We start from the raw sequence: 26,927 nt of genomic DNA, 5'->3' as shown, positions 1-26,927 counted from the left end.
GGCGCAACCGGTGCGGGGGCCGCCGGGGGCGCGACCGGCGCTTCGGCGCCGTCCCTGGCCTGGTCGAGGCGCGCCATTTCGGCGGCGATCCAGCCGCGCCGTGCCTGTGCGTTCGCCGGCAGGAATGCCCAGCCCGCGCGCGCGTAGCGCGTCGCCAGCGCGCGTGACAATTCGTCGAGGCGTTCGAGCTCGATATTGAGTGCATATTCGCCGGCGCTGCGCGTGACGTTCTGGCGCATCAGGACGATGGCTGTCGCCACCACGCCAAGGATGGCAAGCAGGACGGAGAGGAACAGGCGCTGGCCGATGGAAATGCGCACGGAGTGATCTGGGCAATGGAGAATCCCGTAGTGTAGCGCCAGCTCTGATAAAGTAAGTAACACCTGACCACCTTCTTGCGCCTCCATGCCATCGACGTCCGCCTTCTCGATCCGCCCCGCCGCCCCGACCGACATCCCTGCCCTCGAAGCCTTGATTGCCCGTTCCGCAGCCGGACTCGGCACGGGCTTCTACTCCCCCGCCCAAACCGCAGCCTTGTCGCGCGAAGTGTTTGGCGTCGACAGCCAGCTGGTCACCGACGGCACGTATTTTGTGATGGAAGTGGACGGCGTGACGGCGGCCTGCGGCGGCTGGAGCCGGCGCTCGACCAGATTCGGCGCCGACAAAATGAAGACCGCGCCGGACCGCCTGCTCGACCCGGCCACCGAGCCGGCCAAAATCCGCGCGTTCTTTGTCGATCCGGCCATGGCGCGGCGCGGGTACGGCAGCGCGCTGATGCGCCATTGCGCCGCTGCCGCCGCGGCGGCCGGCTTCGGGCAGCTGGAACTGGTGGCCACCATGCCCGGGGTGCCGCTGTACCTGGCGCACGGGTTCGCGCTGGTCGAACGGTTCGACCTCACGCTGCAAGACGGCGCTGTCGCCGCACCGATGGCGCTGATGCAGCGCGCGCTCTGAGCGCCAGCGTTCAGGCGCGCCGGTTGGCCTGGCGCCGTTCCGGCGTGGCAGGGTCGGGTGCGCGCCGCCGTTCGGCGCCAGTGCGGCGCTCGCCAACGAGGTACAGCCGGTCGGGCTGCGCGGCATTCGCGGCGCCATCGGCCGGTGCGCTGTCCCAGAGGGCATGCAGGGCGGCGCACAGCGATGCAATGGCGCGCCCGCCCTGTTGTTGCAGGTTGGCGTTGCTGACCGCCAGCGCGCGCTCCATGACAATCTTGCCGATGTTGTAGCCGAGCGAGCGGTAGGTTTCGAACTGGGTCTCGTCGAACCACTGGTCGAGCGTCGACTGGTGCGGGAAGGTCTTGTTGATCTTGCGGTAGTTGAGGATGTCGGCGAACTCCTTGCCGCGCAGCGAAGGCTTGATGTAGAGGAGTGTGCCGATCACGCCGTCGCGGTCGATCTTGTCGTAGCGGATGCGGCCGGTGACGCAATGCGCCTCGCTGAAATCGCTGCCCTTGAGCAGGTCGATTTTGCCAACGTCGATTTCGACATCGACAGACAGGTCGGTCGCGCATTTGCGGATCGCATTGCCCAGGTCGGAAAAATCGAATTGCCCGTCGGCGCCGGCGTCGACCACCACGATCAGGCGACAGCGCCGCCGCACCAGTTCGTACACGCCGAGGTTTTCGAAGTGGCCGCCATCGGACAGGTACAGGAACGGCGAACTGGCATCGGTCAGGCCGAACAGTTCGCGCAGCAAGTAGCGGATGCCCAGCCGCGGCGACGTGGTCGGCGTTTTCGGCGTTGTTGGCGTTTTCGGCGCGGTCAATCCTTTATGCGCACGGCGTTTTACGGGCCGGGTGGGATTGGCGAACCAGCGCCCCAGCCGCACATTAAACAGCGTCATCAGGAATGCCAGCGGCGGCGACGAGTGAAACCCCATGCTGGGACTGGCGGCCGCGCCCGACACCGCCATCGCCATACCCAGTTGCACGCCCGCCTCTTCTTCCATGGTGCCGCGCGGCGGCGCGGTGTACAGCTTGATCGCACGGAAGCAGCCGCGCTGCGATTCCTGCGCCAGCGCCGCGCCGCCGGGGTTGGCCATACGCGGCAATTCAAAGCCGCAAAAAGCCGGCGTGAACGCAAAGCCCGCCGCCTTGCGCGATTGCCAGGCCAGCTCCCTGCCATTGACCAGGTTCAGCGTGGTGTTGATGATGTGATACGGCCGCTGCAGGGCCGGCGCCGCGCCGGGGTCATCGTTCTTTTTGAGCAGCTTCTCCAGCTGCAGGTCGTCGCCCGGATCGAAGCCGGTGAAGGGATGCGGCGCCCGCTCGATATTGCTGGCGCCCAGGTAGGCACGCACCAGCCGGTTGCGGTACATCATGTGCAGCGAGAACTTGTTGACATCGACGCGCCACGCCAGCAGCATGCCGGCGCCCAGCAAGCACAGGCCCACCACCACCAGCATCTGCCAGGTCGAGGCCAGTGTTTGCATGTCGTACTGCGCCAGCACCGCGCCGAAGTGCGAACGCGCGTTCACCGGCGCGGCCGGCATGCTCGAGAGCGCGCGCAGAATGTGGTGCAGCGCTGTGGCCAGCAGGCACACTGCGCCCACTGAAAACACCGCCGGCGCCAGTCGCGCCAGCCATTCAAGGCGCGCATTGGCCGGCGCGGGCAGGCCGGCATTGGCCATGCTGGCGCCGGTGGCCTTGCTGTTTCCCACCAGCAGGCCGGCGGCGGTGGTCGCGATCCAGCCGCTGGCCAGCAGCGCCGACAGCCACGGCCCGAACAGCTGCGCGTTCATCCAGGACAGCACGCCCGGCACGTACAGGGTGACCGCGACCAGCGCCACCCAGCCGCTGACGATGATCGTGGTCCAGCCGCTCTGGCGGCTCCACCATTCGCGGCTTTTGTCGCTGTAACGCCGCCCCACCAGCCCGACGCACAACACCATCGTGAAGCCGAAGATGCTGAGCAGAATCGGCATGCCGAACGCCACCACCAGCACCGTCATGTCGGGGGCGGCGTCGCCCTGGTCCAGCATCCCGTTCAGCCAGGTTGTCGTGGCCAGCACGGCGAGCGTCCCCAGCCCCAGCGCGATGAGCGCGCACAGCAGGTGGCCGATGCCATCGGACAGCACTGCGCGCACCAGCGCCGCGCGCTGCGGCGCCACGCTGCTCGCCGGCGCGGCAGCGGCGCCGGCCTGGTGCAGGCGTGCGTTGTGGATCTGGGCGCCGCCCCAGCCCAGGGCCCAGGCGCCAAAATACGCCAGCCCGGTGCCGAGGATCCAGGGCAGCAAGGCATTGCCGAGGCCGGGATTGTCGACCAGCGCGTGCACGCCGTCGCTGATGGTGTCGCGCAGGTCCCACAGCGCCACGCTGCCGGCGCAGCCGGCCACCATCAGCGGCAGCACGATGAACAGGATGACGCTGGCCTGGGTCTGGCGAAACAGCGCATGGGTTTCATCGGGAACGGGCCGGCTGGCGATGTTCGCGGCAATCATGCCCACCGACCACAGCACGCACAGGATGGCGACGGCCGCAAACGGCCACGGCGTCGAGCGGCCGGGAATGCCGGGGGGCACCTGCGCGATCAGGCTAACCAGCAGGCGCGGCAGGACCATCACCGCCGTGAGCAAGGCCACCAGGATCGCCAGGTTGAGCGTGGTGTTGCGCACGTAGGTGGCCAGCAGCGCCCACGTGTCGGCACTGAAGAAGCCGGTGCGCGGCGTGAGGTAATTGGTGTATTGGCGCAGGAATTTGACCTCGTCCGCTTCGGCATGTGGCGCGCCGGGCGCGCCAGGGGTGAGGGCCTTTTCAAGCTTGCCGATATCGCCCTTCTCGCGCTCGAGCCAGCGCGAAAACCAGGCGCCGATGTAGCCGCCGCCGGACACGGTGGAGAGATAGTCGAATTTGCCCAGCAGGCGCAGTTCGGCCAGCGCCTGCAGGATGCCGAGGTTGAACGTGGCGCTACGGATGCCGCCGCCGGAGAAGGCCAGTCCGGCCAGCTGGTGCGCATGCGCGCGCTGCGCCAGGTCTTCGCTGGCCGGGGCCACGGTGTCCGGGAAGGGGCCGCCGTCCAGCGCATCGAGTTCGTATTGCCAGACCTCGGAAAACACGCTGCCGGCCTGCAGGTTCAGTTCGTTCCAGGTGGCGGCGTCGCACATGCCGTCTTCCGGCCCCAGCCCGTAGCGGCGCTTGAACGCATTCACCGCGGCCACAGTTTCGACGCCGTACGCGCCGCACGGGGTGGCCCCGTTGTCGGGATTGGCGCAACGCAGCTTCTTCAGGGCGGCCAGTTCAGGCATGTGGCGCACATCGAGGCTGGCGAGCTTGCGCTGCAGGTCCGCCACCGCAACGCCGGTGTCGCCTTCTGAAAAAGAAATGGTCATGACCGCCTCTTCAACACAGCAAGGCGACGGAGATAGCGCCGTCGCACGCCGGGACCGGTTCCAGCTGGATGCAGCCGGATGCAGACCCGTATTGACGGTAGCGCGCACGGATGGGGTTTGACCAATCGTTTTTTTCAATCTGCAGTAAATGTGCAAAAAACACAACAATTTGTTACTTGCCAACAAATACACTTGAAAATTTTTCATGAACCTGAGCGACCTCAACGTTGTTGCAGGTGCACAAACGATGCAACATCCCAAATAAAGATAACGCAACTGAGAACGATTCGCATTTACATGCAACAGAAAAGTGGTTACACTTCTCCTACTTTTTAGGGATGAGGAAACCATGTCGCATATCAAGAGCCGCAAACACGCAGCCAACCGTTTCAACCCACAGATGAGCGCCGCCATTGCCGCGATGTTGCTGCCGCTGGCCTCCGGCTATGCGCACGCCGCGCCAGACGCGCCGGCAGCGCCGGCAAACATCGCGGCCGACGAGCCCGTCTCGAAGGTCGTCATCGTCGGCACGAATGCCAACGACTTCAAGGCCGACAAGGCGGCCTCGTCGAAGTACACCGAAAAGCTGGTGGACACGGCCCAGACCATCCAGGTCATCAAAAAAGAACTGATCGAGCAGCAAGGCGCGCTGACGCTGACCGATGCGCTGCGCAACACGCCAGGCGTGGGCGCATTCTTCCTCGGCGAAAACGGCAGCACGAACACCGGCGACGCCATCTACATGCGCGGCTTTGACACCTCGGCCAGCCTGTTCGTCGACGGCGTGCGCGACGTCGGCTCGATCTCGCGGGATGTGTTCAACATCGAACAGATCGATGTACTGAAAGGTCCGGCCGGCACCGACACCGGCCGCAGCGCGCCGACCGGCTCGATCAACCTGGTCTCGAAGCGCCCTTCCCTGCAGGACGCGGGCGCGGTTTCCGTGACCGGCGGCAGCGCCTCGCAAAAACGCGTTAGCGGCGACTACAACACGGTCCTCGACGCCGAGCGCGGCACCGCGCTGCGCCTGAACGCCGTGGTGCAGGACAGCGGCGTGCCCGGCCGCGACGAAGTCAAGAACAAGCGCTGGGCCATTGCGCCGAGCCTGGCCTTCGGCCTGAACGGCCCGACCCGCGTGTTCGTCAACCTGCTGCACGTGAAACAGGACAACCTGCCCGACGGCGGCGTGCCGACCATCGGCCTGCCTGGCTACACGGCGCCGAGTACCGTGAAGGAACCCCTGCGCGCCGACGTGATCCGGGCCCTGAACGCGGCCCCGCGCGTCAACCCGGACAATTTCTACGGCGACGTGAGCGATTACGACCGCGTCAAGGCCGACATGGCCACCGTCATCGTCGAACACGATTTCAGCGCCAGCAACAAACTGACCAATACCACCCGCTACGGGCGCACCAAGCAGGATTACGTCCTGTCCGCCTTTATGAGCACCGGCGCCAACCTGGCCTTGCCGAACGTCGCCGATCCGTCGACCTGGACCCTGGCGCGCACCACGCGCACCATCAAGGACCAGGAAAACCGGATCATGACCAACCAGACCAACCTGGTCAGCAATCTCGGCAGCGGCTGGATCAAGCACACGGTCGTCAGCGGCCTGGAATTGACGCGGGAAGAACAGAGCACCGTTGGCTACGTCACCGGCACGTTCGGCACGCTGTCGCCGGCCAACTTGTACAACCCGGTGCACAATTCCCTGCAGACCTCGATCAACCCGAAGCCGAGCGGCGCCACCAACGACGGCACCCTCGAGACGGCCAGCGTGTACGCGTTTGACACGGTCAAGCTCGGCGAGAAGTGGATCATCAACGGCGGCGTACGGGTCGACCATTACAAGGTCAAATACGACGGGACCTCCGCACCGACGGCTGCGACGGCGACCGCGCCCGCCGCTGCCAGCGTGCGCACCAGGCTGGCGCTGGATGACAATCTGGTCAACGGCAAGCTGTCAGCCCTGTACAAGCCGACGCCGGACAGCAGCGTGTATGCGCTGGTCGCCAGCTCGAAGCAGCCGCCAGGCTCGAACTACACGCTGGCGAACACTGCCAGCAGCGCGCAAAGCATCAACGCCGATCCGCAGGAAACGCTGACCAAAGAAATCGGCGCCAAGATCGACCTGCTCAAGCAGCGCCTGGGCATCTCCATCGCCCTGTACGACACCACGGTGAAGAACGAAGTGGAGCAGGATCCGGTCTCGCTGGTGTACTCGCAGACCGGCAAGAAGAGCGTCAAAGGCGTGGAGATCGGCATCACCGGCGAGATCGTGCGCAAATGGCTGGTCAGCGCAGGTTACAGCCGCATGAACACCAAGGTTGAAAATGGCCGCGTCATCAGCGCAATCGGTGAAAACGCCCTGACCTACACGCCGAAGCAATCGTTCACCGCGTGGACTTCGTACACCCTGCCAATCGGCCTGCAAATCGGCGGCGGCGCGCGCTTCAACGACCGCCTGCTGCGCGGCACCGACGGCGCTGTCGGCACCCCGGCCTACGTGAATTCCTACTGGGTGTTCGATGCCATGGCCTCGTACCCGGTCGCCAAAAACATCGACCTGCGTCTGAACGTCTACAACCTGGGCGACAAGGAATACGTGGCAGCGATCAACAAGAGCGGTTACCGCTACACCCCGGGCACCCCGCGCTCGGCCAGCCTGACCGCGAACTGGCGCTTTTAAGCAATCGATGTCTTCTGCTGCCGGGGCGGGCGCCCCGGCGGTTCAGGTGTGTGGCTCCCCGCTACATTTGCCGCGCCCCTCTTCGGAGGGGCTTTTTTTTGCCCGTCAGACAGCGCCTGCATCGACCCCGGCGCGCGTCAGGAGCGCCTGGTTGCGCGCCGAGACGTGCAGTACGTGCAAGTGCTTGCCGGCCTCCTCATAACGCTGGTACAGCGTCTCCATCGCGGCAATCGCCGAATGGTCGGCCATGTGCAGATGGCGGCAATCGAGTTCGATGCGGGCCGGGTCGCTAGCCGGCTGAAACAGCTCCAGGAAGCGCGCGCTCGAGGCAAAGAACAGCGTGCCGTGCGGCGAATAGGTGCGCTGGCCGGCCACGCTGTCGTCGATGTCCGCTCGCATCTCGCGCGCATGCTGCCAGGCGAAATTGAGCGCGGCAATCACAATCCCGCACAGCACCGCCATGGCCAGGTCGGTGAACACGGTAATCACGGTGACGGCGACGATCACCAGCGCATCGTGGCGCGGCACCTTGCCCAGCACGCGCAGCGAACCCCATGCGAAGGTCTCGAGTGCGACCACGAACATCACGCCCACCAGGGCAGCGAGCGGAATCTTTTCGATCAGCGGCGCCAAGAACAAAATAAACAGCAGGATCATCACGCCGCTGACCAGGCCCGACAGGCGCGAGCGGCCGCCGGAACTCAAGTTGATCATGGTCTGGCCGATCATCGCGCAGCCTCCCATGCCGCCAAAACAGCCGGAGACGATGTTTGCCGCCCCCAGCGCCACGCATTCGCGGTTGGGCGCGCCGCGCGTTTGCGTCAACTCGTCGGTGAGGTTAAAGGTCAGCAGCGTTTCCAGTAAACCCACCAGCGCGATCAGCGCCGCGTACGGCAGAATGATGTGCAGCGTTTCCATGGTCATCGGCACGCTCGGCCAGTGCCAGGCCGGCAGGCCGCCGGCGATCTGCGCCAGGTCGCCCAGCGTGCGCGTCGGCAGCTGCAGGTAATAACTGGCGAGACCGACGCCGACAATGGCGACCAGCGCCGGCGGCACGCTTTTGGTGACACGCGGCAGCAGGTAGACGACCGCCATGGTCAGTGCCACCAGGCCCGCCATCAACCACAATGCGCTCCCCTGCAGCCACTGTCCCGGCGACTGGCGGAAATGCGCCAGCTGGGCCAGCGCAATGACGATCGCCAGGCCGTTCACGAAACCGAGCATGACCGGGTGCGGCACCATGCGAATCAATTTACCCAGTCGCAACAGGCCGAACACCGTCATGAAGATGCCGGACAGGACCACGGTGGCCAGCAGGTAATCGACGCCGTGCTGCACCACCAGCGCGACGATCACCACCGCCATTGAGCCGGCCGCGCCGGAAATCATGCCGGGCCGCCCGCCGAACATGGCGGTCATCGCGCAGATGATGAAGGCGCCGTACAAACCCATCAATGGATTAAGGTGCGCGACCAGCGCGAAGGCAATGCATTCGGGGACGAGGGCAAAGGCGGTGGTCAGGCCGGCCAGGGCATTTTGTTGTGGCTGCGCGAACCAGGCGGCGCGAAAAGTCGGTGAGAACATGGGACAGGCTGGACAAGGGATGGCTTGCGCGGGCGCGCGCGCAGGCAAGCGCCGTTGGCGGCGTGCATCGTTGTCACTGGAACAGCGAGAAGGAAACGGGCATCAACTGGCAGGCGCGGACGTGCTTGGCTGCGCAGCGATTATACAGAAGCGTGTAAAAGCCGGCCTCGCAGCCGGCGCCGGGCTTATTTGTTGCGGAAACCGTCGACGTGGAGCAGGCGCGCCACGAACGAGCGCCGGCCGGCGGTGTCGGTGACACCGGCGTCGACCACGTCGCGCCAGTTGGCCACCAGGCCTTCACAGGTGGCGCGCACGACCGGATCGAGATCGCCGCAGCGCGCCAGCGCCGCCAGGTGGCGCTCGATCGACGAGGCCAGCTTCACGCACTGGGCTTCCTTGTCGGCGGTGCAGTAATGCGACATCAGGTGCAGGACGGAAGAAATCAACAGGGTATCGCGGGTGCCCGCCGTGGTCGTCATCGCTGGATTCATCGTGCGCTCCTGGAGGTAAAGTTCAGCTTAATCTAAATGAGAATTATTCTCGATTAGAATAGACCAGAACGCGATGGGGTGCAAGCGTTTCTGCGACGATCACACCTCGGCCCACTGGCGCAACAGGTTGTGGTAGTGCCCGGTCAAACCGACGATCGGTGCCGTATCGCCATGCGCCTGGCGCAGTGCCTGGATGTGGATATCGAGTTCGTACAGCATGGCGCGGCGGGTATCGTCGCGCACCATGCTCTGGGTCCATAAAAATGAACATACCCGCTCCCCGCGCGTGACCGGTTCGACCCGGTGCAGGCTGCCGGAGGGGTAGACGATCGCGTCGCCGGCCGCCAGTTTCACCTCGTGGGTGCCGTAGGCGTCCACCACGACCAGTTCGCCGCCGTCGTACTCGTCCGGGTCGGACAGGAACACGGTGGTCGAGACATCGGCGCGCAGCGGCGGCAAGCCGCCGCGCTGCTGGCGCACGGCGCCGTCGATGTGCAGGCCGTAATGCTCGCCACCCGCGTAACTGTTGAAGTACGGCGCCAGGATGCGCAGCGGCAGCACCGCGGCGAAGAACAGCGGGTTGCTTGCCAGCGCGGCGCTGACCGCCTGCCCCAGTTCCACGGCCACGCTGGACGCCTCCGGCAACTGGCGGTTGCGCTTGACCAGCGCGCCCTGGGCGCCGACGCTGTCACGGCCGTCGACCCAGTCGGCGGCGGCGAGTCGGGCGCGCATGGTGGCGACCTGGTCGCGCGTCAAGACCGCCGGGATATGCAACATCATGTGTGGCTCCTCGCATCGGAAAACAAAAGGCTCCCAGACCCTAAGCCGGGGAGCCATTCCTCATCTCAGATGAGAACGATTCGCATTATCGAGGTATCCTGCGTTTATTGCAACCGCATTCAGCGCTGGCTTATTCGTGCATCGCATCCATCGGCATGGCATCCTTTTTCATCGCGTCTTTTTTCATGGCGTCCTTCTTCATTGCATCCTTTTTCATGGCCTTGTCATCCTTGGCCATCTTGTCCTTGGCCATCGGCTTGGCCATGGCGTCTTTTTCCATGGCCGGTTTTGCCATGGCGTCTTTCGACATGGCGTCCTGGGCCTGGGCAGCGGAGGCGAAGAGCATGGCGGCAGCAAACATGGTGGTGATGGTTTTCATGGTGTGTCCTCGATTGATGATGTGGTGGGTGAAATGACTGTACAACGCGGTGCTGTACCGGCCCGGACTCAACTGCCGCCGAACCAGTTATACCCCTGGTTTTCCCAGTAACCGCCGGGATAGGTATTCGTGACGAAGATCGCCTGGATGTGCTTGGGATTCTTGTAGCCGAGCTTGGTCGGCATGCGCAGCTTCATTGGAAAGCCGTAACGCGGCGGCAAAGGCTGGCCGTCGTAGGTCAGCGCCATGATGGTTTGCGGATGGCGCGCGGTGGCCATGTCGATGCTGGTGAAATAGTCGTCGGCGCAGCGAAAGCCGACGTAGCGGGCGTGGCGGTCGGCCCCGATCAGGTCGAGGAAATGGGCGAACGGCACCCCGCCCCATTTGCCGATCGCGCTCCAGCCCTCCACGCAGATATGGCGCGTGACCTGGCTTTCCTGGCGCAACGCGCGCAATTGCGCCAGCGTCCAGGGCTTGCGGCGCGCCACCAGCCCGCTTAGTTCAAGCCGCCAGGCGGCGCCGTCAACCGCGCGCACTTCGTCCTCGCCATAGTAGGCATTGAACGGGAACGGGCGCGTGATCATCGAGTCGGGATAGGTTGGCGCCAGCCGGGTCGGGTCGAACAACAATCCCTGGGCACGGTCGTTCAGGCGCGACATGGCGTTCAGGGCCTGCTCGACGGCGCTGTCGTCCGACAGCGAACAGCCGCTCAGCAGCGCCAGTCCGCCCAGCGTGACGGTGCGCTGCAGGAAGCCGCGCCGGGCCGGATCGGGCACGCGGCGCAAGGCGTCGGCCAAAGTGGCCTGGCCAGCTGGGTCGGTGAGATGGGTCTTGATTTTCATGACGATAAACTTTCCGGTCAACGGCCGCGCAGCATGGCCAGCAAGGTGCGCGGCACCAGTGCGACCATGACGAGGTGAATGGCGACAAACCCCAGCAGCGCCGCCATGGCGAGGAAGTGCAGGCGGCGCGCCAGCTCGTAGCCGCCGAACAGTTCACGCAGCAGCGGGAACTGGACCGACTTCCACAGCACCAGCCCGGTCAGTACCAGCAGCACGATGTCGAGCATGACGAACAGATAGGCCACGCGCTGCACCGCGTTGTAGTGGCGTGGATCGGCGTGCGCCAGCCTGCCGCGCAGGGCGGCCCCCAGGTCGTGCAGGAACTGGCGCGGCGTCACCGGCCAGAACTGGCGCCGCAAGCGGCCCGTCAGCACGTTCATGGCCAGATAGACGACGCCGTTGACCACCAGCAGCCACATGGCCGCGAAATGCCACTGCAACGCGCCGCCCAGCCAGCCGCCCAGCGTGGCGTCGGCCGGGATGGTGAACGGCCAGAACGGCGCCGCGTTGTAGATGCGCCAGCCGCTGGCGGTCATCAGCACCACGGCCACGGCATTGATCCAGTGGGTGATGCGCAGCCACAGCGCGTGGATGGTGGATGACGCCATCACAGTCCGCGCGCCGACGGTGCGCTGGTCGGTGTGATCGTCACCGGCGCCGTACGGTCGTTGACGGCGCCGATGGTATCGGCCAGGTCGGTGGACCAGCCGCGCAACTCGCGCCAGCCGATGTGATCCCAGTACGTCACGTGCAGGGCCGGCGGGCAGCTGGAACAGCCTTCGCTGGTGTACAGCTCGATGAGGGCGGCCGTGCGCACGCCGCTTTTCACGCTGCAGGCCGGCTGCGCGTGTGCCATCGACATCGCCAAAAGCAGCAATGGCATTCGTAATAAAAAGGTTCTTGTATCCATGGTCGCACCAGGTTTTATCGGGTAGTGTTCGGTAATTCGCCGGCCCCACCGCTTTGGTGACAGCCCTGCATAAAAATTTATTTTTGACGTCCCATGTCACCAAACGACCCCGACCAACGAATACCAGTGAGTGCCTTGCTGCGCGCCACCGAACAGCGTTTGCACGGGCTGATGGTGGCCGCCATGGCGGGCGATGCGGCGGCTTACCACGCCCTGCTGGACGCGCTTGCGCCGCACCTGCGCAACTTCCTGCGCCGGCGCATGCGTCAGTGGCCGGATGAAGTGGAGGATATTTTGCAGGAGTGCCTGCTGGCGCTGCATAACCAGCGCCATACGTGGAATGCAGCGCTGCCGGTGACGGCATGGATCCAGGCGATCGCGAAATACAAGCTGATCGACTGGCTGCGGCGCCACGGCCGGCGCGGGGCGCTGCACGAGGAGTACGACGACAACGATGCACTGTTCGCCAGTGCGGACGGTGCGGGTACCCAGGCTGCGCAGGAAGCGGCGCGCGACCTGGCCGCGCTGCTGGCGCTGTTGCCGGCGCAGCAGCAGGCGGCCATCGTGCATACCAAGCTCGATGGCTGGTCGGTGCGCGAAACGGCGCAGGCATTAAAAATCTCGGAGGACAGCGTGAAAACCGCCGTGCACCGCGGCCTGAAAGCGCTGGCAGGCAAGATAAGGAGCATGACATGAAGACCGAAGAATTGATTGCGATGCTGGCGCGCGGCGAAGATGTCGCAGCGCCGGCACGTACGGCGACCGTGCCCATCGTCCTGGTGGCGGGCCTGCTGGCCAGCATCGCGCTGATGCAGGCGATGCTGCGCACCTTGCCGCAACTGGGCGACGCCATCGCCTGGCCGGCGTTCTGGCTGAAGGTCGGCTTCGCGCTGGCCATGAGCGCGGCTGCCTGGCACGCCGCCAGCGCGCTGGCCCGTCCGGGTGCGCCTACCGCCGCCCTGCCCTGGTGGCTGGCGGCGCCACTGCTGGTGCTATGGCTGGCCGCCGCCGTGATGCTGGCCCAGGCGGCGCCGGACCAGCGCGCGGCGCTGTTCTGGGGCAGCACCTGGCGCGCCTGTCCGGTCCTGATTGCCATGCTGTCGGCGCCGCTGCTGGCGGCCAGTCTGTGGACGATGCGCCAGATGGCGCCGACGCGGCTGCGCCTGGCCGGCGCCGCGGCGGGCCTGGCGGCGGGTGCGGCCGGCGCGCTGGTCTACTGCCTGCATTGCCCGGAGATGTCGCCCGCGTTCGTCGGCACCTGGTACGTACTCGGCATGCTGGTGCCCACCGCCATCGGCACCCTGCTCGGCCCGAGGGTGCTGGCATGGTAAGCGCCGTTTCAGGCGTCGGCGCCGGCGCCGTGCGGGCATATGGCGCTGCGCCGGCCGATGGCCGGGCGCAGCTGCAGCGCCTGCAGCATCAGCTGTCGGACAACGTCAATTGCGCGTCGGCCAGCACGCGCGAAGGCAAGGCGACGATTGCCGCCATCCAGGAAAAAATTTCGGCCTTGAAGCAGCAGATCCAGGCACCGCCGGCGCCTGCCGCGGTGCCGGATGCGGCCCGAATAGGCAGCACCAGCGGCGGCGTGATCGACGTCTACGCGTAGCGCGCGGTCAATGCAGGTCAGCGCCGTCCACCTCCGGCAACGTCAGGCGCTTGCCGCGGAAATCGTACTCGTACAGCTCGCCATAACGGCCCCACTCGACGGCGATCTGCAAGGTGCGCCGGGCGCGGTCGTCCTCCATGCCCTCTTCCAGCAATTCGATGAACGGGTATTCGGACAGCGCGCCGCTGTCGCTAGCCACCAGCGCGGCGCGGATGCGCGCCACCAGCGGGATATTCGCCAGCACCTGGCGCCCGAACAGATCCTGGCGCGCGGCCTGGTCGGCGCCGGCATACTGCACGCCCAGTGCGGTCAAGGTAATGTCGGCGTCGGCCACCTGGGCCAGGCCGAGCATGGTCAGTGCTTCCAGTGTCGGGAACAGTTCTTCGTCGGACAGCTCGGTTTCTTCGGCCAGATGCGGCAAATCGGCGCGGCCGCCGAACGGTGGCTGCGCGACCAGTTCCAGCACCGCCTCGATGCGGCTGACGTCAGTGTCGGGCAGCGCGTAGTCGGGCAATGCCGTCGTCACCGCCGGCACTTTGCGCATCGTCATCAGGCCATATACTTCATCGATCAGCGCGCGCACGCGCGCGCCGTCGCCGGTGCGCGGGCGCGGCAGGTCGATCGCCACTTCGCTGACGATGCGTCCGGGGTCGCTCGACAGGATGATGATGCGGTCGGCCATCATCACCGCTTCCTCGATATTGTGCGACACCACCACGATGCCGCGCGTGGGGATCTGCTTGCCGTCCCACAGTTCCAGGATGTCGTTCCTGAGCGTCTCGCCGGTCAGCACGTCGAGCGCGGAAAAGGCTTCGTCCATCAGCAGCACGTCCGGGTTGATCACCAGCGCGCGCGCAATGCCCACCCGCTGGCGCATGCCGCCCGACAGCTCGCGCGGCAGCGCGCCGCCGAAGCCGGACAGGCCGATCAGTTCCAGCATGGCGTCGGCGCGCCGTTCGCGTTCTTTCGGCGCCACGCCCTGCGCTTCCAGGCCCAGCTCCACGTTCTGCTGCACGGTCAGCCACGGAAACAGGGCAAACGACTGGAACACCATGGCCACGCCGGCCGCCGGTCCGGCGATCGGATTGCCGTTGTAGGTGGCCGAGCCGGCATCAAGCGGCACCAGGCCGGCGATGATGCGCAACAGCGTCGATTTGCCGGAGCCCGATTTGCCCAGCAGCGCGACAATTTCGCCTTCGCGCAAATTGAAATTGACGCCGTCGAGAATGCGGCGCGGGGTGCCGTCGGCGCCGGTGAACGATTTGCCGACCGCGGCCAGTGCAATCAGTGATGCCATCTTAAAATCCTCGGTTGTCGGCCAGCAGGTACAGCTTGCGCCAGAAAAAACGGTTCAGCAGCATGACGAAGATGCACATGATGCCGATGCCCAGCGCAATGCGATGAAAATCGCCGGCGTCGGTCATCTGCTTGATGTAGCTGCCCAGGCCTTGCGCGGCCAGGGTGGTTTTGCCCCAGGTGACGTATTCGGCCACGATGCTGGCGTTCCACGAGCCGCCGCTGGCGGTAATCGCCCCGGTGACGTAGGCCGGAAAAATCGCCGGCAGGTACACCCGCTTCCATTTCAGCCAGCCAGTCAGGCCCAGGTTGTCGGCCGCCAGGCGCAATTCGGTCGGAATGGTCGAGGCGCCCGCCACCACGTTGAACAGGATGTACCACTGGGTGCCGAACACCATCAGGGGACTGAGCCAGATATTCGGATTCAACTGATAGCGCACCATCAGGAACACCACTACCGGGAACATCAGGTTGACTGGAAACGCCGCCAGGAATTGCGCCAGCGCCTGCACCCGTTGGGCGTAGCGCGGACGCAGGCCAATCCACACAGCCACCGGCACCCACAACAGCGAGGCCAGCGCAATCAAGACCATCACGCGCGCGAGTGTTGCCAGGCCCAGCACGACGACGTGGCCGGCTTCCTGCCAGCCGACCGCGCTGTGCACGTACAGCACCAGGCGCAGGGTGGCGTACAGGACCAGCGCGGTGAAGATCAGGTTGCCGATGCGCGGCAAGGCACGCTGGAAGGCGCCGGGTGGGCGCGCGGGCGCGGCGTGCGGCGTGGTGCCGAACCAGCCGAGGGTGGCGCGCATGGCGGACCAGAAGCGCTCGGCGAGGCGCCGCATCACATTGCTGCGGCGGCCCCAGTCGAGCAGCCAGGAGCGCTGGGCCGTCTCGCCCTGCGATTCTTCGAAGCGGAATTTGTCGGCCCAGGCCAGCAGCGGGCGGAAAAACAGCTGGTCGTACATGACGATGCCGGCGAACATGGCGACGATCGCCCACGCCACCGCGCTGCCGTTTTCCTGGTCGATGGCCACGGCAATGTAGGCGCCGATGCCAGGCAGCTTGATGTCCTGCCCCGCCACCGAGATGGCTTCGGCCGCGACCAGGAAAAACCAGCCGCCCGACATCGACATCATCATGTTCCACAGCAGCGCTGGCGTGGCGAACGGCAGCTCGAGGCGCCAGAAGCGCTGCCAGCCGGACAGCTTGAACACGCGCGCCGCCTCCGACAATTCGGCCGGCACGGTGCGCATTGACTGGTACAGGCTGAACGCCATATTCCACGCCTGCGACGTGAAAATGGCGAAGATGGCGGCGCACTCGACGCCCAGCAGCGTACCGGGAAACAGCGCAATGAAGGGCACGATGGCAATCGCCTGGAACCCGAGGATCGGCACCGACTGCAGGATGTCGAGCAGCGGGATGAGGACTTTTTCGGCGGCGCGGTATTTCGATGCGACGGCGGCGAACACGAAGCTGAAGATCAGCGACGCACCCAGCGCGGCGAACATGCGCAGAATGGTCCGCAGCAGGTAGTACGGCAATTCGGCGATGTCGAGCGAGATCGGCGTGGCCTGACCCAGCACGAAGGGACGCGTCATTTGCATGGCGCCGTACGCGGCGGCGGCGATGAGGCACAGCACCAGCGGCAGCAACAGCCAATCCCAGCGGTTGGCATTGCGGTAAATGCCCCACATGGCACGTGTATTGGCCGGCTGGCGGCTGGTAAACGACTCGAACATCCTGATTTCCTTGCGCCTGGCCAGAATCGCGGCAAGCATGGCGCGCGAAATTGGCGCAAGTGTAAGTGGCCGCTCAGCCGTGCGTCAACCTGTTTGCATGCGGGCGGTGGTAGCGTCAGACACCGCGCAGGTCCAGCAACTCGGCCCAGTCGTCGATGGCGGCCTTCCAGAATGCGTCGACCGACTGGGCGCGCTGCATTGGCAGGCCGAGAAAGTGGGCGGCGACCAGCAGCGCTTCCACGGCAGCGACGGCGTTGCCGGGCGCGATCGACAGCGCACCGGTCTGCTTGGAGAGTTTTTCGCCCGTCGCGCTGCGCAGCACCGGCACGTGCAGATAGCGCGGCGTCGGGTAGCCAAGCAGATGCTGCAAATACACCTGGCGCGGCGTCGAATCGAGCAAATCGGCGCCGCGCACGACGTCCGTGATGCCTTGCAACGCATCGTCGACCACCACCGCCAGTTGATACGCCCAGTAGCCGTCGGCGCGGCGCAGCACGAAGTCGCCCGATTCGGCGGCCAGCTGCTGGCGCATTTCGCCGCTCAGGCGGTCGGTGAAGACGATCAGGTCTTGCCCGGGTTCGGGCACGCGCACGCGCAGGCTGCGCGCCGGGCGGCCGGGCGGCACGCCGTCGCGACAGACGCCCGGATACAGCGCGGCGCCGTCGGCGGCCAGGCCAAGGCGCGAATCGGCAATTTCGCGCCGGTTGCAGCCGCACGGGTAGGCGTGGGCAGCGAGCCGGTCGAAGGCGGCCTGGTAAAGTTCCTTGCGCCGGCTTTGCCAGACAATCTCGCCGTCCGCTTCCATGCCGAACGCGCGCAGCGTGGCGATGATGTCCTGCGCCGCGCCGGGCGCCGTGCGTACTTCGTCAATGTCTTCGATACGAATCAGCCAGGTGCCCTGGTGGGCGCGTGCGTCGAGGTAGCTGGCCACGGCCGCCACCAGCGAACCGGCATGCAGCGGGCCGCTGGGGGACGGGGCAAAGCGGCCGATGTATGCCATCGCCGGCAGACCTATTTTGCCCCGAGGGGCGCTTCGTAGTCGCCGATGGTGCCAATCACCTTGCTGCTGATTTCGTTCGGCACTGCGATCGACAGCTGGTAATGGTCGATCTCGAAGCTGTTGCCGACCTTGTGCATGACGCCGCTGGCCTGGCAAATGCCCATCTTTGTTTTAAGAAGTTCGTCGAACCAGATCACCGATTTATCCGGCGACATGTACACATTCCGGCGGATCGGCGTGAATGCCCACGCGGTGGGCCGTTCGAACGCTTTTTTGGCCCACACCTTGAAGGCGTCGCGCTTCCACAGTTCGGTCTTGTCGGTGCCGATGTAGACACCGTCCTTCGCCATCTTGTCGAAAAAAGCGGGCCGCGAATTGGTGGCGTCTTCATGCCAGCCGTCCACGAAGGCGTTCACTTGCTGCCTGAGCGCGGCATCGGGGTCGGCCGGTGCCTGGGCTTGGGCGGCGCAACTGGCCAGCAGCAAGCAGCCGAGGAAAAAACGTTGAATCAGCGGTTTCATGGGCACTCTCGGGGTTCGGCTAAGGGTAGGAACATTGTACACGGAACAACATTTACTTTTCATTCAACAGGGCCGCACAAGCGGAAGTTTTGGTACAGTTGCAACTCATCATTGGAAGGTCTTCCATGCTCTCAGCCCTGCTCGCGGCCACCCTGGCCACCCTCCCTGCCGATCCGCTGGCGCTCCCATCGACGCTCAGCGCGCGCCTGCGCGACCCTGGCGTGATCCGCGCCGCCGTCAGGCAGGCCGTCGCCGGCGATCCGGCACCGCCCCTGGGCGGCAAAGTCACTGTGCTGAGCGCCGCGCCGTACCGGGGCCTGGCGGACGCGATGGACGACGCCCGCGTGCCCGCCTGCGTGGGGCCGGACGGATTGAAACACCAGCCGACCAACATCGGGCCGCTGGCCGTTGGGGGTGTGCTGACGCTCCCCTTCCTGGCGCTCGCGGCTTTGCGCGGCCGGTGCAACTGACACCGCTCCACAACACTCGCGCCGCGGCGCGGAATCATGGATAATTGCGACCCATGACCGATACCACTCCACTCCCGCCCCTTCCCGACCGCCTGTCGATCGATCCCCGCAGCCCGCACCACGTGGCCGCCATCTTCGAACACGAGATCGGCATCAAGTTCAACGACAAGGAACGCACCGACGTCGAAGAGTACTGCCTGTCCGAAGGCTGGATCAAGGTTGCCGCCGGCAAGACCGTCGACCGCCAGGGCCGCTCGATGCTCATCAAACTGAAGGGCAAGGTCGAAGCGTTTTACAAATAGGCGGCAGGGTTCCGATCCTGCCATGCATGAAAAAGCGGACCGCGGTCCGCTTTTTTCCGTGCAGCTCTCCCTAGCCTGCCTTGCGTCGCCTGACCAGGCGCACGCGTTCGACGGCATACGCCACAACGATACTCGCCACCGACAACGCGCCCATGGTTTCCACATCGTGTGCGTCGAGGCTGCCAACGCGATGCCAGTGTCCAATGCTGATAATTGCGGTGCAAACCAGGACTCCGCCAAACACACGCCCGATCCGGCGCCACGCGACCGCGTTCAGATTAGCCATACCATCTCTCTCGTTAACATATTGATTGAAAGTATATTATATAAACGATGAGAGGACTCGCATGGTGGCCTCTTCTACAATGCACTGCTCACCTGTAAATGGTTCGCGCACTGTCACGACAAATAAAAAGCGGACCGAAGTCCGCTTTCTGTTTACCGCAAAAGCCAATGATTAACGCTGCTCGATCGGCTTCACGTCACGGCTCGTCTCACCGACGAACAGCTGGCGTGGACGACCGATTTTCTGTTCAGGATCGGCGATCATTTCGTTCCACTGAGCGATCCAGCCGACCGTACGGGCCATGGCGAAGATGCCGGTGAACAGCGACACCGGGATGCCCAGTGCGGATTGGACGATGCCAGAGTAGAAGTCGACGTTCGGGTAGAGTTTGCGCGACACGAAGTATTCGTCTTCGAGTGCGATCTTTTCCAGGGCCATGGCCAGCTTGAACAGCGGGTCATCCTGCAGGCCCATCTCTTCCAGCACTTCGTGGCAGGTTTCACGCATCAGCTTGGCGCGTGGGTCGAAGTTTTTGTACACGCGGTGACCGAAGCCCATCAGCTTGACGCCGGAGTTCTTGTCCTTGACCTTCTCGATGAAGGCCGGGATGTTCTCGACGGTGCCGATTTCTTTCAGCATATTCAGTGCAGCTTCGTTGGCGCCGCCGTGGGCAGGGCCCCACAGGCAGGCGATGCCGGCTGCGATACAGGCGAACGGGTTGGCGCCCGACGAACCGGCCAGGCGGACGGTCGAGGTCGATGCGTTCTGCTCGTGGTCGGCGTGCAGGGTCAGGATACGGTCGAGGGCGCGCACCAGCACGTCGTTGACTTTGTATTCTTCGCACGGGTTGGCAAACATCATGTACATGAAGTTGGCGGCATACGACAGGTCGTTGCGCGGGTACACGAAGGGCTGGCCGACGTTGTACTTGTACGCCATGGCGACCAGGGTCGGCAGCTTGGCGATCAGGCGGATGGCGGAGATATCGCGCTGTTCCGGATCGTTGATGTCGAGCGAGTCATGGTAAAACGACGACAGTGCGCCGACGGTGCCGACCAGCACCGCCATCGGGTGGGCGTCACGGCGGAAGCCGCGGAAGAAGTATTGCATCTGGTCGTGCACCATGGTGTGCTTGGTGACCGTTTCGGTGAACTTCTGCTTGTCGACGGCGTTTGGCAGCTCGCCTTTGAGCAGCAGGTAGCACGTTTCCAGGAAGTCGCAATTGACCGCCAGTTGTTCGATCGGATAGCCGCGATACAGCAGCTCGCCCTTGTCGCCATCGATATAGGTGATGGCCGAGTTACACGCCGCAGTCGACATGAAACCTGGATCGTAAGTGAATTTGCCAGTCGCGCCGTACAATTTGCGGATGTCGATGACGTCAGGGCCAACGGTGCCCTTGTAAATCGGCATGTCGATCGGCGCGCTGCCATCCGAGAACGACAGGGTGGCTTTGGTATCAGAAATATTCATGGCACTTCCTTCTTGGAGGTGAATCTTCAAAAAAACACGAAATCGGAGTTTCGCTCTACGCTTTCCGCAAGCGCGCCAGCAAGGCATGTACATGCGGCAGGTCGACCTCACCTTCGGGCTCGGTGCGGGCCAGCACCAGATCCAGCAGCGGGTTGTCCGCCAGGTCCAGCAAGCGCGTCAGCGCATCGACGTCGTCGTCAGTCAGATCTTCTTCATGCGCATCGAGGAAGCGCGTGAGGATCAGGTCGTTTTCGAGCAAACCCCGGCGGGCGCGCCAGCGCAAGCGCGTGCGGTTGGCAGGGTCAGATTGATGCGCGTTTTGCGGCATAAGCACACGAGAGTCCGTTGTTGGGTCAACATCATACGCCGTCTGCCAAATTCAGGCAGTACGGTACTAATACTGTATTTATTATTTAGCTACTTAGTGCACGGTCGTGCTGTTTTTTGCTTCTATTGCGGCCAAAAGTTGAGGTGATATAGGTTCCCGCCTGCGCGGGAAGTCATTCCGAGCAGTGCGAGGGATGACAGTTTTGAGGCTAGCGGCTTCGAAACGTCATCCCCGCGAAGGCGGGGACCCATAACACTTACGATTGCACCACTTAGATCGCGCGTCGAACCAGCATTTCCTTGATCTTGCCAATCGCCTTGTTTGGATTGAGACCCTTCGGGCACACATCCACACAGTTCATGATCGACTTGCAGCGGAACAAACGATACGGGTCTTCCAGGTTATCGAGGCGCTGGGCGGTGGCTTCGTCGCGCGAGTCGGCGATGAAACGGTAGGCTTGCAGCAGGCCGGCTGGCCCCACGAATTTGTCCGGATTCCACCAGAACGACGGGCACGACGTCGAGCAGCAAGCGCACAGGATGCACTCGTACAGGCCGTCGAGCTCTTCGCGCTCGGTTGGCGTTTGCAGGCGCTCTTTTTCAGGGCGGATCGAATCGTTGATCAGGTACGGCTTGATCGAATCGTACTGCTTGAAGAACTGCGTCATGTCGACGATCAGGTCGCGGATGACCGGCAAGCCTGGCAGCGGACGCAGCACGATCGGCTGGGTCAGTTCGTTCAGGTTGGTGGTGCAGGCCAGACCGTTCTTGCCGTTGATGTTCATCGCGTCCGAACCGCACACGCCTTCGCGGCACGAGCGGCGCAGGCTCAGCGTGTCATCGACGTCAGCCTTGATGCGCTGGATGGCGTCGAGCAGCATCTTGTCGCTGTCCTGCAGTTCGACGGTGACGTCCTGCATGTACGGCTTGGCATCCTTGTCCGGATCGTAACGGTAAATCTTGAGTTGTACTGTGCGTGTCATGGTGTGACCTGTCTTTAGAATGTACGTGCTTTAGGCTTGAAGGTGTCGACCGTCAAAGGCTTGGTGATCACTGGCTTGTAATCGAGACGGTTGTTCTCGGAGTACCACAGCGTGTGCTTCATCCAGTTGGCATCGTCGCGGGCTTCGAAATCGCCGTGCGCGTGGGCGCCGCGCGATTCTTTACGGGCCTGGGCCGATACGATGGTTGCCTTGGCGGTCTCGATCAGGTTGTCCAGTTCCAGCGCTTCGACGCGCGCCGTATTGAAGACCTTCGACTTGTCCTTGAACGAAACGTGCTTGCGGCGTTCGTCGAGCACCATGATTTCCTTGACGCCCTGCGTGAGCAGTGCATCGCTGCGGAACACACTGCAATACTTCTGCATCGTGGAGCGGATGTCGTTGGCGACGCCCTGCACTTTTTCCGTGCCGGTGGCCGTTTCAAGCTTGTTCAGGCGACCCATGGCGTAATCCGAGGCATCGGCTGGCAACGGCTTGTTCGAACGCTCTTTCAGCTTCGAGGCAACCACGTGGTTGCCGGCGGCGCGGCCAAACACCAGCAAATCGAGCAGCGAGTTGGTACCGAGGCGGTTGGCGCCGTGCACCGACACGCAGGCGCACTCGCCGATTGCGTACAGGCCATTGACCACTGCCACCGGGTTGCCGTCTTTCGGCGAGACCACCTGGCCGTGGATGTTCGTTGGAATACCGCCCATCTGGTAGTGAATCGTCGGCACGACCGGGATCGGTTCCTTGGTTGCATCGACGTTGGCGAACTTGTGGCCAATTTCCAGGATGGAAGGCAAACGCTTCTGGATGACGTCGGCGCCGATATGGCGCAGGTCGAGCATGACGTAGTCCTTGTTCGGGCCGCAGCCGCGGCCTTCCTTGATTTCCTGATCCATCGAACGCGACACGAAGTCGCGCGGGGCCAGATCTTTCAGGGTTGGCGCATAGCGCTCCATGAAGCGCTCACCCTGGCTATTGATCAGGATGCCGCCTTCGCCGCGCACGCCTTCGGTAATCAACACGCCCGCGCCGGCCACGCCGGTCGGGTGGAATTGCCAGAACTCCATGTCTTGCAGTGGCAGGCCGGCGCGTGCCGCCATGCCCATGCCGTCGCCGGTGTTAATGAAGGCATTGGTCGACGCGGCGAAGATACGGCCGGCACCACCGGTGGCGAGAATCGTCGTCTTCGCTTCCAGGATCATGCATTCGCCGGTTTCCATTTCCAGCGCCACGACGCCGACGATATCGCCTTCGGCATCACGGATCAGGTCGATGGCCATCCACTCGACAAAAAAGTGGGTACGGGCGCGCACGTTGCGCTGGTACAGCGTGTGCAGCAAGGCGTGGCCGGTACGGTCGGCCGCGGCACAGGCGCGCTGCACTGGCTTTTCACCGAAGTTGGCGGTGTGGCCGCCGAATGGACGCTGGTAAATCGTGCCATCCGGATTGCGGTCGAACGGCATGCCGAAGTGTTCCAGCTCGTAGACGACCTTTGGTGCTTCGCGGCACATGAATTCGATCGCATCCTGGTCACCCAGGTAGTCGCCACCCTTGACGGTGTCGAACATGTGCCAGTACCAGTCGTCCTCGGACATATTGCCGAGCGACGCGCCGATGCCGCCCTGCGCTGCCACGGTGTGCGAGCGGGTCGGGAAGACCTTCGACAGCACGGCCACGTTCAGGCCGGCTTCCGCCAGTTGCAGCGAAGCACGCATGCCGGAACCGCCGGCGCCAATGATCACCGCATCGAAGCGGCGGGTAGGAATTGCAGTTTTGATTGCTGCCACGATTACACGCTCCAGAGAATTTGTACCGTCCACGTGGCGCAGGCGAGCAACCACACGACGACGACGACTTGCAGGATCAGGCGCAGGCCGGCTTTCTTGCAATAGTCCATCGAGATGTCGCGCATGCCGACCCAGGCGTGATAAAACAGGCCGAACAGGGTGACCATCGTGAACAGTTTGAACCATTGCCGGGCAAACAGGCCAGCCCAGCCTTCATACGAAAAGTTTTGGCCGGTCAGGAACAGACCCAGCAGCACAACGGTGTAGATCGCCATGACGATGGCGGTGAGGCGTTGGGCCAGCCAGTCGCGCAGGCCATAGTGGGCGCCGACGACGAGACGATTCTGGCCGATGTTGTTTTTGGATGCCATGATTAAAATACTCCGAACAGTTTCAGGCCAACCGCGACGGTCAGCAGCAAGCTTACGATCAGCACGCTCTTGGCGGTCATGCGCGAGCCGTCTTTGTCGAGCGCAAAGTGGTTGTCCATGAACAGGTGACGCACGCCAGCGCAGAAGTGGTGCAGGTAAGCCCACGACAGGCCCAGCACCAGGATCTTGGCGACCGGATGCTCCAGCACGCCCTTGAATTGCATGAAGGTCGATTCCGACAGCAAGCTCAACTGGAACAAATACAGCAGGAATGGCAGCATCAGGAACATGCCGGCGCCGCTGATGCGGTGCAGGATGGACACGATCGCCGATGGCGGCATACGGTAATTGCTGAGCTCTGTAATATTAGTATTACGGAACACCGGCCGCTCCTTTTTAGGAACCTCTTTCACGGCTTCGGACATACTGCACCTCCCCTTAAACTGACAATATTTAGTGAACCCGCAATCTTCGCCTATTTAACAGGCCGCACCCACGTCCCCATGAAGATAATAGCGGGACAGGTACGGCGACTGCAGGTTCGTTCGTTATTACATGCAATCGGCGCTATTTTACGCCTCAAGCACATGTTTTGCTGTATTGCACCATGGTTTGTTATAACTGCGAGTAGTTATTTACCAACAACGCAAATGGCACTACGACAACTCGTTCTGGTAATGATGGTGCGCCGTCAGATACAACCCGCGGCGCAACTCCACTGCCTTGTCTCCATAGGTAAAGCTGACCCGCTCTGCGCACAGCAGCGGCGTGCCGCTTGCTACCTGCAGTTGCGCCGCGGTCGCCGCGTCGGCGGCCAGCGCGCGGATCTTTTCGGTGGCCCGGATCATGCGCGTGCCGAATTCGGACTCGAACAGGCCATACATCGGCCCCTTGTACTCTTCCAGCTTTTCCGCCGTCAGTCCCTTGAACAGGGTTCCCGGCAGCCACAATTCCTCCAGGATGGTCGGTGCCCCCGCAAACGACATCAGCCGCTTGATATACACGACGCCGTCGCCCGACTTCAGATCGAGCAGCCGCGCCACCTCGGCCGGCGCGCGCAGGCGCTTGACTTCGAGGATGCGGTTGTCCGGATGCACCGGCACGCCTTCGTCCGGCATCAGTTTCAGGAAGCGGAAATGGGCGCGCTCCTCGTGATGGGTCGACACGAAGGTGCCCTTGCCCTGGCGGCGCACCACCAGATTTTCATTCGACAGCTCATCGATGGCCTTGCGCACCGTGCCCTGGCTCACTTTGAAGCGCGCCGCCAGCTCGACTTCACTGGGGATCAGCTCGCCCGGCTTCCATTCACCCGCCTGCAGGCTTTGCGTGAGGAGCGCCTTGATCTGCTGGTACAGCGGAGAAAAAGTCGGCGCCGTCGTGGCGGACGGATTCGCAACACCGGCGTTGGCAGGACCAGGGACAACCGGAGAGTCGGGGACGGGATTCATAAGGCGCAATTTCACCACAAAACCGCCCTGCCCGTCCAGCATTCGACACCATAAACTTCTGTCTTATATAAGACATATGATGTAATTGACAGATACACTTGAGGAGCCTACACTCGCGGTCGATCCGGCTTGGCCGCCGACGCGTGCGCGGCCTGACGATTTGGTATCATTGCTATTTGTAGGACCTGCGAAGGTCAGTTGCGTTGCATGGTTCACAACGGCGTCGACCGTTTTCTTTTCCTAATTCTTTTGGAGATTCAACATGGCTAAAACCCCACTGCGCGTTGCTGTCACCGGCGCCGCCGGCCAGATCGGCTACTCACTGCTGTTCCGCATCGCCAACGGCGACATGCTCGGCAAAGACCAGCCCGTCATCCTGCAACTGCTGGAAATCGCCGACGAAAAAGCACAGAAAGCGCTCAAGGGCGTCATGATGGAAATCGACGACTGCGCCTTCCCGCTGCTGGCCGGCATGACCGCCCACGCCGATCCAATGACCGCTTTCAAGGATGTCGATTTCGCCCTGCTGGTCGGCGCCCGTCCACGCGGCCCTGGCATGGAGCGTAAAGACCTGCTCGAAGCCAATGCCCAGATCTTCACCGTACAAGGCAAGGCGCTCGACGCGGTCGCTTCGCGTGACGTGCGCGTGCTGGTGGTCGGCAACCCGGCCAACACCAACGCCTACATCGCCATGAAGTCGGCCCCATCGCTGCCAGCGAAAAACTTCACCGCCATGCTGCGCCTGGACCACAACCGCGCGTTGTCGCAAGTGGCCAGCAAAACCGGCAAACCAGTCGCATCGATCGAAAAACTGGCCGTTTGGGGCAACCACTCGCCAACCATGTACGCGGACTACCGTTTCGCCACCATCGACGGTGCGTCGGTGAAAGACATGATCAACGACGACGCATGGAATAAAGACACCTTCCTGCCGACCGTCGGCAAGCGCGGCGCCGCCATTATCGAAGCGCGTGGTTTGTCGTCGGCAGCTTCGGCTGCCAACGCCGCCATCGATCACATGCACGACTGGCACCTGGGCACCGCCGGCAAATGGACCACGATGGGTATCCCGTCGGATGGTTTGTACGGCATTCCTGAAGGCACCATGTTCGGCTTCCCGGTCACCGTGGAAAACGGCGAGTACAGCATCGTGCAAGGTCTGCCGATCGACGCCTTCTCGCAGGAACGCATCAACCTGACGCTGAAAGAGCTGACAGAAGAGCGTGACGGCGTGGCGCATCTGCTGGCTTAAGTAGCAGCACCAGGCGGCTTCATTTTTAGCCGCCGCCCGCAAGACCGTCATCCCG

The 26,927-nt window shown here is 63.6% G+C and carries 29 protein-coding genes; 8 read left to right on the top strand and 21 right to left on the bottom strand.

The genetic code is table 11. From position 1 onward, the window contains the following. The coding region (locus V6M87_RS03390) for a hypothetical protein (protein ID WP_332848314.1) at positions 1-320 on the bottom strand (320 nt) is incomplete at its 3' end. An 85-nt stretch (positions 321-405) separates the two neighbouring features. On the opposite strand from V6M87_RS03390, the gene V6M87_RS03385 reads away from it, so the two are divergent. After that, complete coding sequence (locus V6M87_RS03385) at positions 406-954, top strand: GNAT family N-acetyltransferase (RefSeq protein WP_332848313.1); 549 nt, start codon at positions 406-408, stop codon at positions 952-954. A 10-nt stretch (positions 955-964) separates the two neighbouring features. Here the strand turns inward: V6M87_RS03385 and V6M87_RS03380 are convergent, their stop codons facing one another. Then, positions 965-4,324 (bottom strand): patatin-like phospholipase family protein, encoded by a 3,360-nt coding sequence (locus tag V6M87_RS03380; RefSeq protein ID WP_332848312.1) that lies wholly within the window; start codon positions 4,322-4,324, stop codon positions 965-967. 349 nt (positions 4,325-4,673) lie between these two features. On the opposite strand from V6M87_RS03380, the gene V6M87_RS03375 reads away from it, so the two are divergent. Continuing rightward, a complete protein-coding gene (locus V6M87_RS03375) occupies positions 4,674-7,013 on the top strand; it encodes a catecholate siderophore receptor Fiu (RefSeq protein ID WP_332848311.1) in 2,340 nt (779 codons plus the stop codon). A gap of 105 nt (positions 7,014-7,118) precedes the next feature. Here V6M87_RS03375 and V6M87_RS03370 read toward each other — a convergent pair whose 3' ends face one another. From V6M87_RS03370 to V6M87_RS03340, 7 genes are all read right to left on the bottom strand, one after another. Further along, positions 7,119-8,597, bottom strand: a complete 1,479-nt coding sequence (locus V6M87_RS03370; RefSeq protein WP_332848310.1) for a SulP family inorganic anion transporter — start codon at positions 8,595-8,597, stop codon at positions 7,119-7,121. Positions 8,598-8,782: 185 nt separating this feature from the next. Further along, on the bottom strand, positions 8,783-9,088 hold the full coding sequence (locus tag V6M87_RS03365) for a hypothetical protein (protein ID WP_332848309.1): 306 nt from the start codon (positions 9,086-9,088) through the stop codon (positions 8,783-8,785). A 99-nt stretch (positions 9,089-9,187) separates the two neighbouring features. Then, positions 9,188-9,868 (bottom strand): Fe2+-dependent dioxygenase, encoded by a 681-nt coding sequence (locus V6M87_RS03360; RefSeq protein ID WP_332848308.1) that lies wholly within the window; start codon positions 9,866-9,868, stop codon positions 9,188-9,190. Between the two features lie 130 nt (positions 9,869-9,998). After that, on the bottom strand, positions 9,999-10,247 hold the full coding sequence (locus V6M87_RS03355) for a pentapeptide MXKDX repeat protein (RefSeq protein ID WP_332848307.1): 249 nt from the start codon (positions 10,245-10,247) through the stop codon (positions 9,999-10,001). Between the two features lie 68 nt (positions 10,248-10,315). Further along, complete coding sequence (locus V6M87_RS03350; protein ID WP_332848306.1) at positions 10,316-11,089, bottom strand: molybdopterin-dependent oxidoreductase; 774 nt, start codon at positions 11,087-11,089, stop codon at positions 10,316-10,318. A gap of 17 nt (positions 11,090-11,106) precedes the next feature. Next, complete coding sequence (locus V6M87_RS03345; RefSeq protein ID WP_332848305.1) at positions 11,107-11,697, bottom strand: cytochrome b/b6 domain-containing protein; 591 nt, start codon at positions 11,695-11,697, stop codon at positions 11,107-11,109. Then, on the bottom strand, positions 11,697-11,945 hold the full coding sequence (locus tag V6M87_RS03340) for a hypothetical protein (RefSeq protein ID WP_332848304.1): 249 nt from the start codon (positions 11,943-11,945) through the stop codon (positions 11,697-11,699). The genes V6M87_RS03345 and V6M87_RS03340 overlap by 1 nt, the downstream gene beginning before the upstream one ends. A gap of 147 nt (positions 11,946-12,092) precedes the next feature. Here V6M87_RS03340 and V6M87_RS03335 point away from each other — a divergent pair, with 147 nt between their 5' ends. Genes V6M87_RS03335 through V6M87_RS03325 form a run of 3 tightly spaced genes read left to right on the top strand, consistent with a single transcriptional unit; the run spans position 12,093 to position 13,605 of the window. Next, positions 12,093-12,695: a sigma-70 family RNA polymerase sigma factor gene (locus V6M87_RS03335; RefSeq protein WP_332848303.1), complete on the top strand. Its 603-nt coding sequence runs from the start codon at positions 12,093-12,095 to the stop codon at positions 12,693-12,695. Beyond that, the gene (locus V6M87_RS03330; RefSeq protein WP_332848302.1) at positions 12,692-13,330 is read left to right on the top strand and encodes a DUF1109 domain-containing protein; all 639 of its coding nucleotides are present in this window, start codon (positions 12,692-12,694) and stop codon (positions 13,328-13,330) included. The genes V6M87_RS03335 and V6M87_RS03330 overlap by 4 nt, the downstream gene beginning before the upstream one ends. Then, entirely contained in the window at positions 13,324-13,605 is a 282-nt protein-coding gene (locus V6M87_RS03325) for a hypothetical protein (RefSeq protein ID WP_332848301.1), read from the top strand. The genes V6M87_RS03330 and V6M87_RS03325 overlap by 7 nt, the downstream gene beginning before the upstream one ends. 7 nt (positions 13,606-13,612) lie before the next feature. On the opposite strand, the gene V6M87_RS03320 is transcribed toward V6M87_RS03325, so the two are convergent. The 4 genes from V6M87_RS03320 to V6M87_RS03305 all read right to left on the bottom strand — a co-directional run bounded on the left by V6M87_RS03320 (position 13,613) and on the right by V6M87_RS03305 (position 18,167). Further along, positions 13,613-14,902 (bottom strand): ABC transporter ATP-binding protein, encoded by a 1,290-nt coding sequence (locus tag V6M87_RS03320; protein ID WP_332848300.1) that lies wholly within the window; start codon positions 14,900-14,902, stop codon positions 13,613-13,615. Between the two features lies 1 nt (position 14,903). Continuing rightward, positions 14,904-16,646: an ABC transporter permease gene (locus tag V6M87_RS03315; RefSeq protein ID WP_332848299.1), complete on the bottom strand. Its 1,743-nt coding sequence runs from the start codon at positions 16,644-16,646 to the stop codon at positions 14,904-14,906. Between the two features lie 115 nt (positions 16,647-16,761). Further along, positions 16,762-17,655, bottom strand: a complete 894-nt coding sequence (gene gluQRS, locus V6M87_RS03310) for a tRNA glutamyl-Q(34) synthetase GluQRS (RefSeq protein ID WP_332848329.1) — start codon at positions 17,653-17,655, stop codon at positions 16,762-16,764. Between the two features lie 2 nt (positions 17,656-17,657). Next, on the bottom strand, positions 17,658-18,167 hold the full coding sequence (locus tag V6M87_RS03305) for a nuclear transport factor 2 family protein (protein ID WP_332848298.1): 510 nt from the start codon (positions 18,165-18,167) through the stop codon (positions 17,658-17,660). Positions 18,168-18,292: 125 nt separating this feature from the next. Here V6M87_RS03305 and V6M87_RS03300 point away from each other — a divergent pair, with 125 nt between their 5' ends. Both V6M87_RS03300 and V6M87_RS03295 read left to right on the top strand, forming a co-directional pair. Next, on the top strand, positions 18,293-18,637 hold the full coding sequence (locus V6M87_RS03300) for a hypothetical protein (RefSeq protein WP_332848297.1): 345 nt from the start codon (positions 18,293-18,295) through the stop codon (positions 18,635-18,637). Positions 18,638-18,690: 53 nt separating this feature from the next. Next, on the top strand, positions 18,691-18,939 hold the full coding sequence (locus V6M87_RS03295; RefSeq protein WP_332848296.1) for a DUF3297 family protein: 249 nt from the start codon (positions 18,691-18,693) through the stop codon (positions 18,937-18,939). A gap of 70 nt (positions 18,940-19,009) precedes the next feature. Here V6M87_RS03295 and V6M87_RS03290 read toward each other — a convergent pair whose 3' ends face one another. From V6M87_RS03290 to V6M87_RS03255, 8 genes are all read right to left on the bottom strand, one after another. After that, positions 19,010-19,225 (bottom strand): hypothetical protein, encoded by a 216-nt coding sequence (locus tag V6M87_RS03290; RefSeq protein WP_332848295.1) that lies wholly within the window; start codon positions 19,223-19,225, stop codon positions 19,010-19,012. 171 nt (positions 19,226-19,396) lie between these two features. Then, complete coding sequence (locus tag V6M87_RS03285; protein WP_332848294.1) at positions 19,397-20,698, bottom strand: citrate synthase; 1,302 nt, start codon at positions 20,696-20,698, stop codon at positions 19,397-19,399. Positions 20,699-20,753: 55 nt separating this feature from the next. Then, positions 20,754-21,026: an FAD assembly factor SdhE gene (locus tag V6M87_RS03280; RefSeq protein WP_332848328.1), complete on the bottom strand. Its 273-nt coding sequence runs from the start codon at positions 21,024-21,026 to the stop codon at positions 20,754-20,756. 271 nt (positions 21,027-21,297) lie between these two features. Further along, on the bottom strand, positions 21,298-22,008 hold the full coding sequence (locus V6M87_RS03275) for a succinate dehydrogenase iron-sulfur subunit (RefSeq protein WP_332848293.1): 711 nt from the start codon (positions 22,006-22,008) through the stop codon (positions 21,298-21,300). 14 nt (positions 22,009-22,022) lie between these two features. Beyond that, positions 22,023-23,801, bottom strand: a complete 1,779-nt coding sequence (gene sdhA / locus V6M87_RS03270) for a succinate dehydrogenase flavoprotein subunit (protein WP_332848292.1) — start codon at positions 23,799-23,801, stop codon at positions 22,023-22,025. Between the two features lie 2 nt (positions 23,802-23,803). Beyond that, entirely contained in the window at positions 23,804-24,172 is a 369-nt protein-coding gene (gene sdhD / locus V6M87_RS03265; protein ID WP_332848291.1) for a succinate dehydrogenase, hydrophobic membrane anchor protein, read from the bottom strand. Between the two features lie 2 nt (positions 24,173-24,174). Continuing rightward, positions 24,175-24,585, bottom strand: a complete 411-nt coding sequence (gene sdhC, locus V6M87_RS03260; RefSeq protein ID WP_442920546.1) for a succinate dehydrogenase, cytochrome b556 subunit — start codon at positions 24,583-24,585, stop codon at positions 24,175-24,177. 243 nt (positions 24,586-24,828) lie between these two features. Continuing rightward, complete coding sequence (locus V6M87_RS03255; protein WP_332848289.1) at positions 24,829-25,620, bottom strand: GntR family transcriptional regulator; 792 nt, start codon at positions 25,618-25,620, stop codon at positions 24,829-24,831. A gap of 262 nt (positions 25,621-25,882) precedes the next feature. Here V6M87_RS03255 and V6M87_RS03250 point away from each other — a divergent pair, with 262 nt between their 5' ends. Continuing rightward, positions 25,883-26,872 carry a malate dehydrogenase gene (locus tag V6M87_RS03250; RefSeq protein ID WP_332848288.1) on the top strand — a complete coding sequence of 330 codons (990 nt, stop codon included), beginning with the start codon at positions 25,883-25,885 and terminating at the stop codon, positions 26,870-26,872. The last annotated feature ends 55 nt before the right edge of the window (positions 26,873-26,927 follow it).

The organism is Massilia sp. S19_KUP03_FR1 (genome assembly GCF_036688685.1).
In the GTDB taxonomy this organism is placed as follows: domain Bacteria; phylum Pseudomonadota; class Gammaproteobacteria; order Burkholderiales; family Burkholderiaceae_D; genus JALYUM01.
This window is presented reverse-complemented; position numbering and strand designations above follow the sequence as displayed.

Excerpts from the sequence above, each read along its gene's own strand:
- V6M87_RS03345 (WP_332848305.1), bottom strand. The coding sequence starts at position 11,697 with ATGGCGTCATCCACCATCCACGCGCTGTGGCTGCGCATCACCCACTGG.
- V6M87_RS03280 (WP_332848328.1), bottom strand. The coding sequence starts at position 21,026 with ATGCCGCAAAACGCGCATCAATCTGACCCTGCCAACCGCACGCGCTTG.
- V6M87_RS03275 (WP_332848293.1), bottom strand. The coding sequence starts at position 22,008 with ATGACACGCACAGTACAACTCAAGATTTACCGTTACGATCCGGACAAG.
- V6M87_RS03355 (WP_332848307.1), bottom strand. The coding sequence starts at position 10,247 with ATGAAAACCATCACCACCATGTTTGCTGCCGCCATGCTCTTCGCCTCC.
- V6M87_RS03380 (WP_332848312.1), bottom strand. The coding sequence starts at position 4,324 with ATGACCATTTCTTTTTCAGAAGGCGACACCGGCGTTGCGGTGGCGGAC.
- V6M87_RS03255 (WP_332848289.1), bottom strand. The coding sequence starts at position 25,620 with ATGAATCCCGTCCCCGACTCTCCGGTTGTCCCTGGTCCTGCCAACGCC.
- V6M87_RS03365 (WP_332848309.1), bottom strand. The coding sequence starts at position 9,088 with ATGAATCCAGCGATGACGACCACGGCGGGCACCCGCGATACCCTGTTG.
- V6M87_RS03285 (WP_332848294.1), bottom strand. The coding sequence starts at position 20,698 with ATGAATATTTCTGATACCAAAGCCACCCTGTCGTTCTCGGATGGCAGC.
- sdhD (WP_332848291.1), bottom strand. The coding sequence starts at position 24,172 with ATGGCATCCAAAAACAACATCGGCCAGAATCGTCTCGTCGTCGGCGCC.
- V6M87_RS03385 (WP_332848313.1), top strand. The coding sequence starts at position 406 with ATGCCATCGACGTCCGCCTTCTCGATCCGCCCCGCCGCCCCGACCGAC.
- V6M87_RS03340 (WP_332848304.1), bottom strand. The coding sequence starts at position 11,945 with ATGGCACACGCGCAGCCGGCCTGCAGCGTGAAAAGCGGCGTGCGCACG.
- V6M87_RS03250 (WP_332848288.1), top strand. The coding sequence starts at position 25,883 with ATGGCTAAAACCCCACTGCGCGTTGCTGTCACCGGCGCCGCCGGCCAG.
- V6M87_RS03360 (WP_332848308.1), bottom strand. The coding sequence starts at position 9,868 with ATGATGTTGCATATCCCGGCGGTCTTGACGCGCGACCAGGTCGCCACC.
- V6M87_RS03350 (WP_332848306.1), bottom strand. The coding sequence starts at position 11,089 with ATGAAAATCAAGACCCATCTCACCGACCCAGCTGGCCAGGCCACTTTG.
- V6M87_RS03330 (WP_332848302.1), top strand. The coding sequence starts at position 12,692 with ATGAAGACCGAAGAATTGATTGCGATGCTGGCGCGCGGCGAAGATGTC.
- V6M87_RS03335 (WP_332848303.1), top strand. The coding sequence starts at position 12,093 with ATGTCACCAAACGACCCCGACCAACGAATACCAGTGAGTGCCTTGCTG.
- V6M87_RS03370 (WP_332848310.1), bottom strand. The coding sequence starts at position 8,597 with ATGTTCTCACCGACTTTTCGCGCCGCCTGGTTCGCGCAGCCACAACAA.
- V6M87_RS03315 (WP_332848299.1), bottom strand. The coding sequence starts at position 16,646 with ATGTTCGAGTCGTTTACCAGCCGCCAGCCGGCCAATACACGTGCCATG.
- V6M87_RS03320 (WP_332848300.1), bottom strand. The coding sequence starts at position 14,902 with ATGGCATCACTGATTGCACTGGCCGCGGTCGGCAAATCGTTCACCGGC.
- V6M87_RS03375 (WP_332848311.1), top strand. The coding sequence starts at position 4,674 with ATGTCGCATATCAAGAGCCGCAAACACGCAGCCAACCGTTTCAACCCA.
- V6M87_RS03325 (WP_332848301.1), top strand. The coding sequence starts at position 13,324 with ATGGTAAGCGCCGTTTCAGGCGTCGGCGCCGGCGCCGTGCGGGCATAT.
- V6M87_RS03300 (WP_332848297.1), top strand. The coding sequence starts at position 18,293 with ATGCTCTCAGCCCTGCTCGCGGCCACCCTGGCCACCCTCCCTGCCGAT.
- V6M87_RS03295 (WP_332848296.1), top strand. The coding sequence starts at position 18,691 with ATGACCGATACCACTCCACTCCCGCCCCTTCCCGACCGCCTGTCGATC.
- V6M87_RS03305 (WP_332848298.1), bottom strand. The coding sequence starts at position 18,167 with ATGAAACCGCTGATTCAACGTTTTTTCCTCGGCTGCTTGCTGCTGGCC.
- V6M87_RS03290 (WP_332848295.1), bottom strand. The coding sequence starts at position 19,225 with ATGGCTAATCTGAACGCGGTCGCGTGGCGCCGGATCGGGCGTGTGTTT.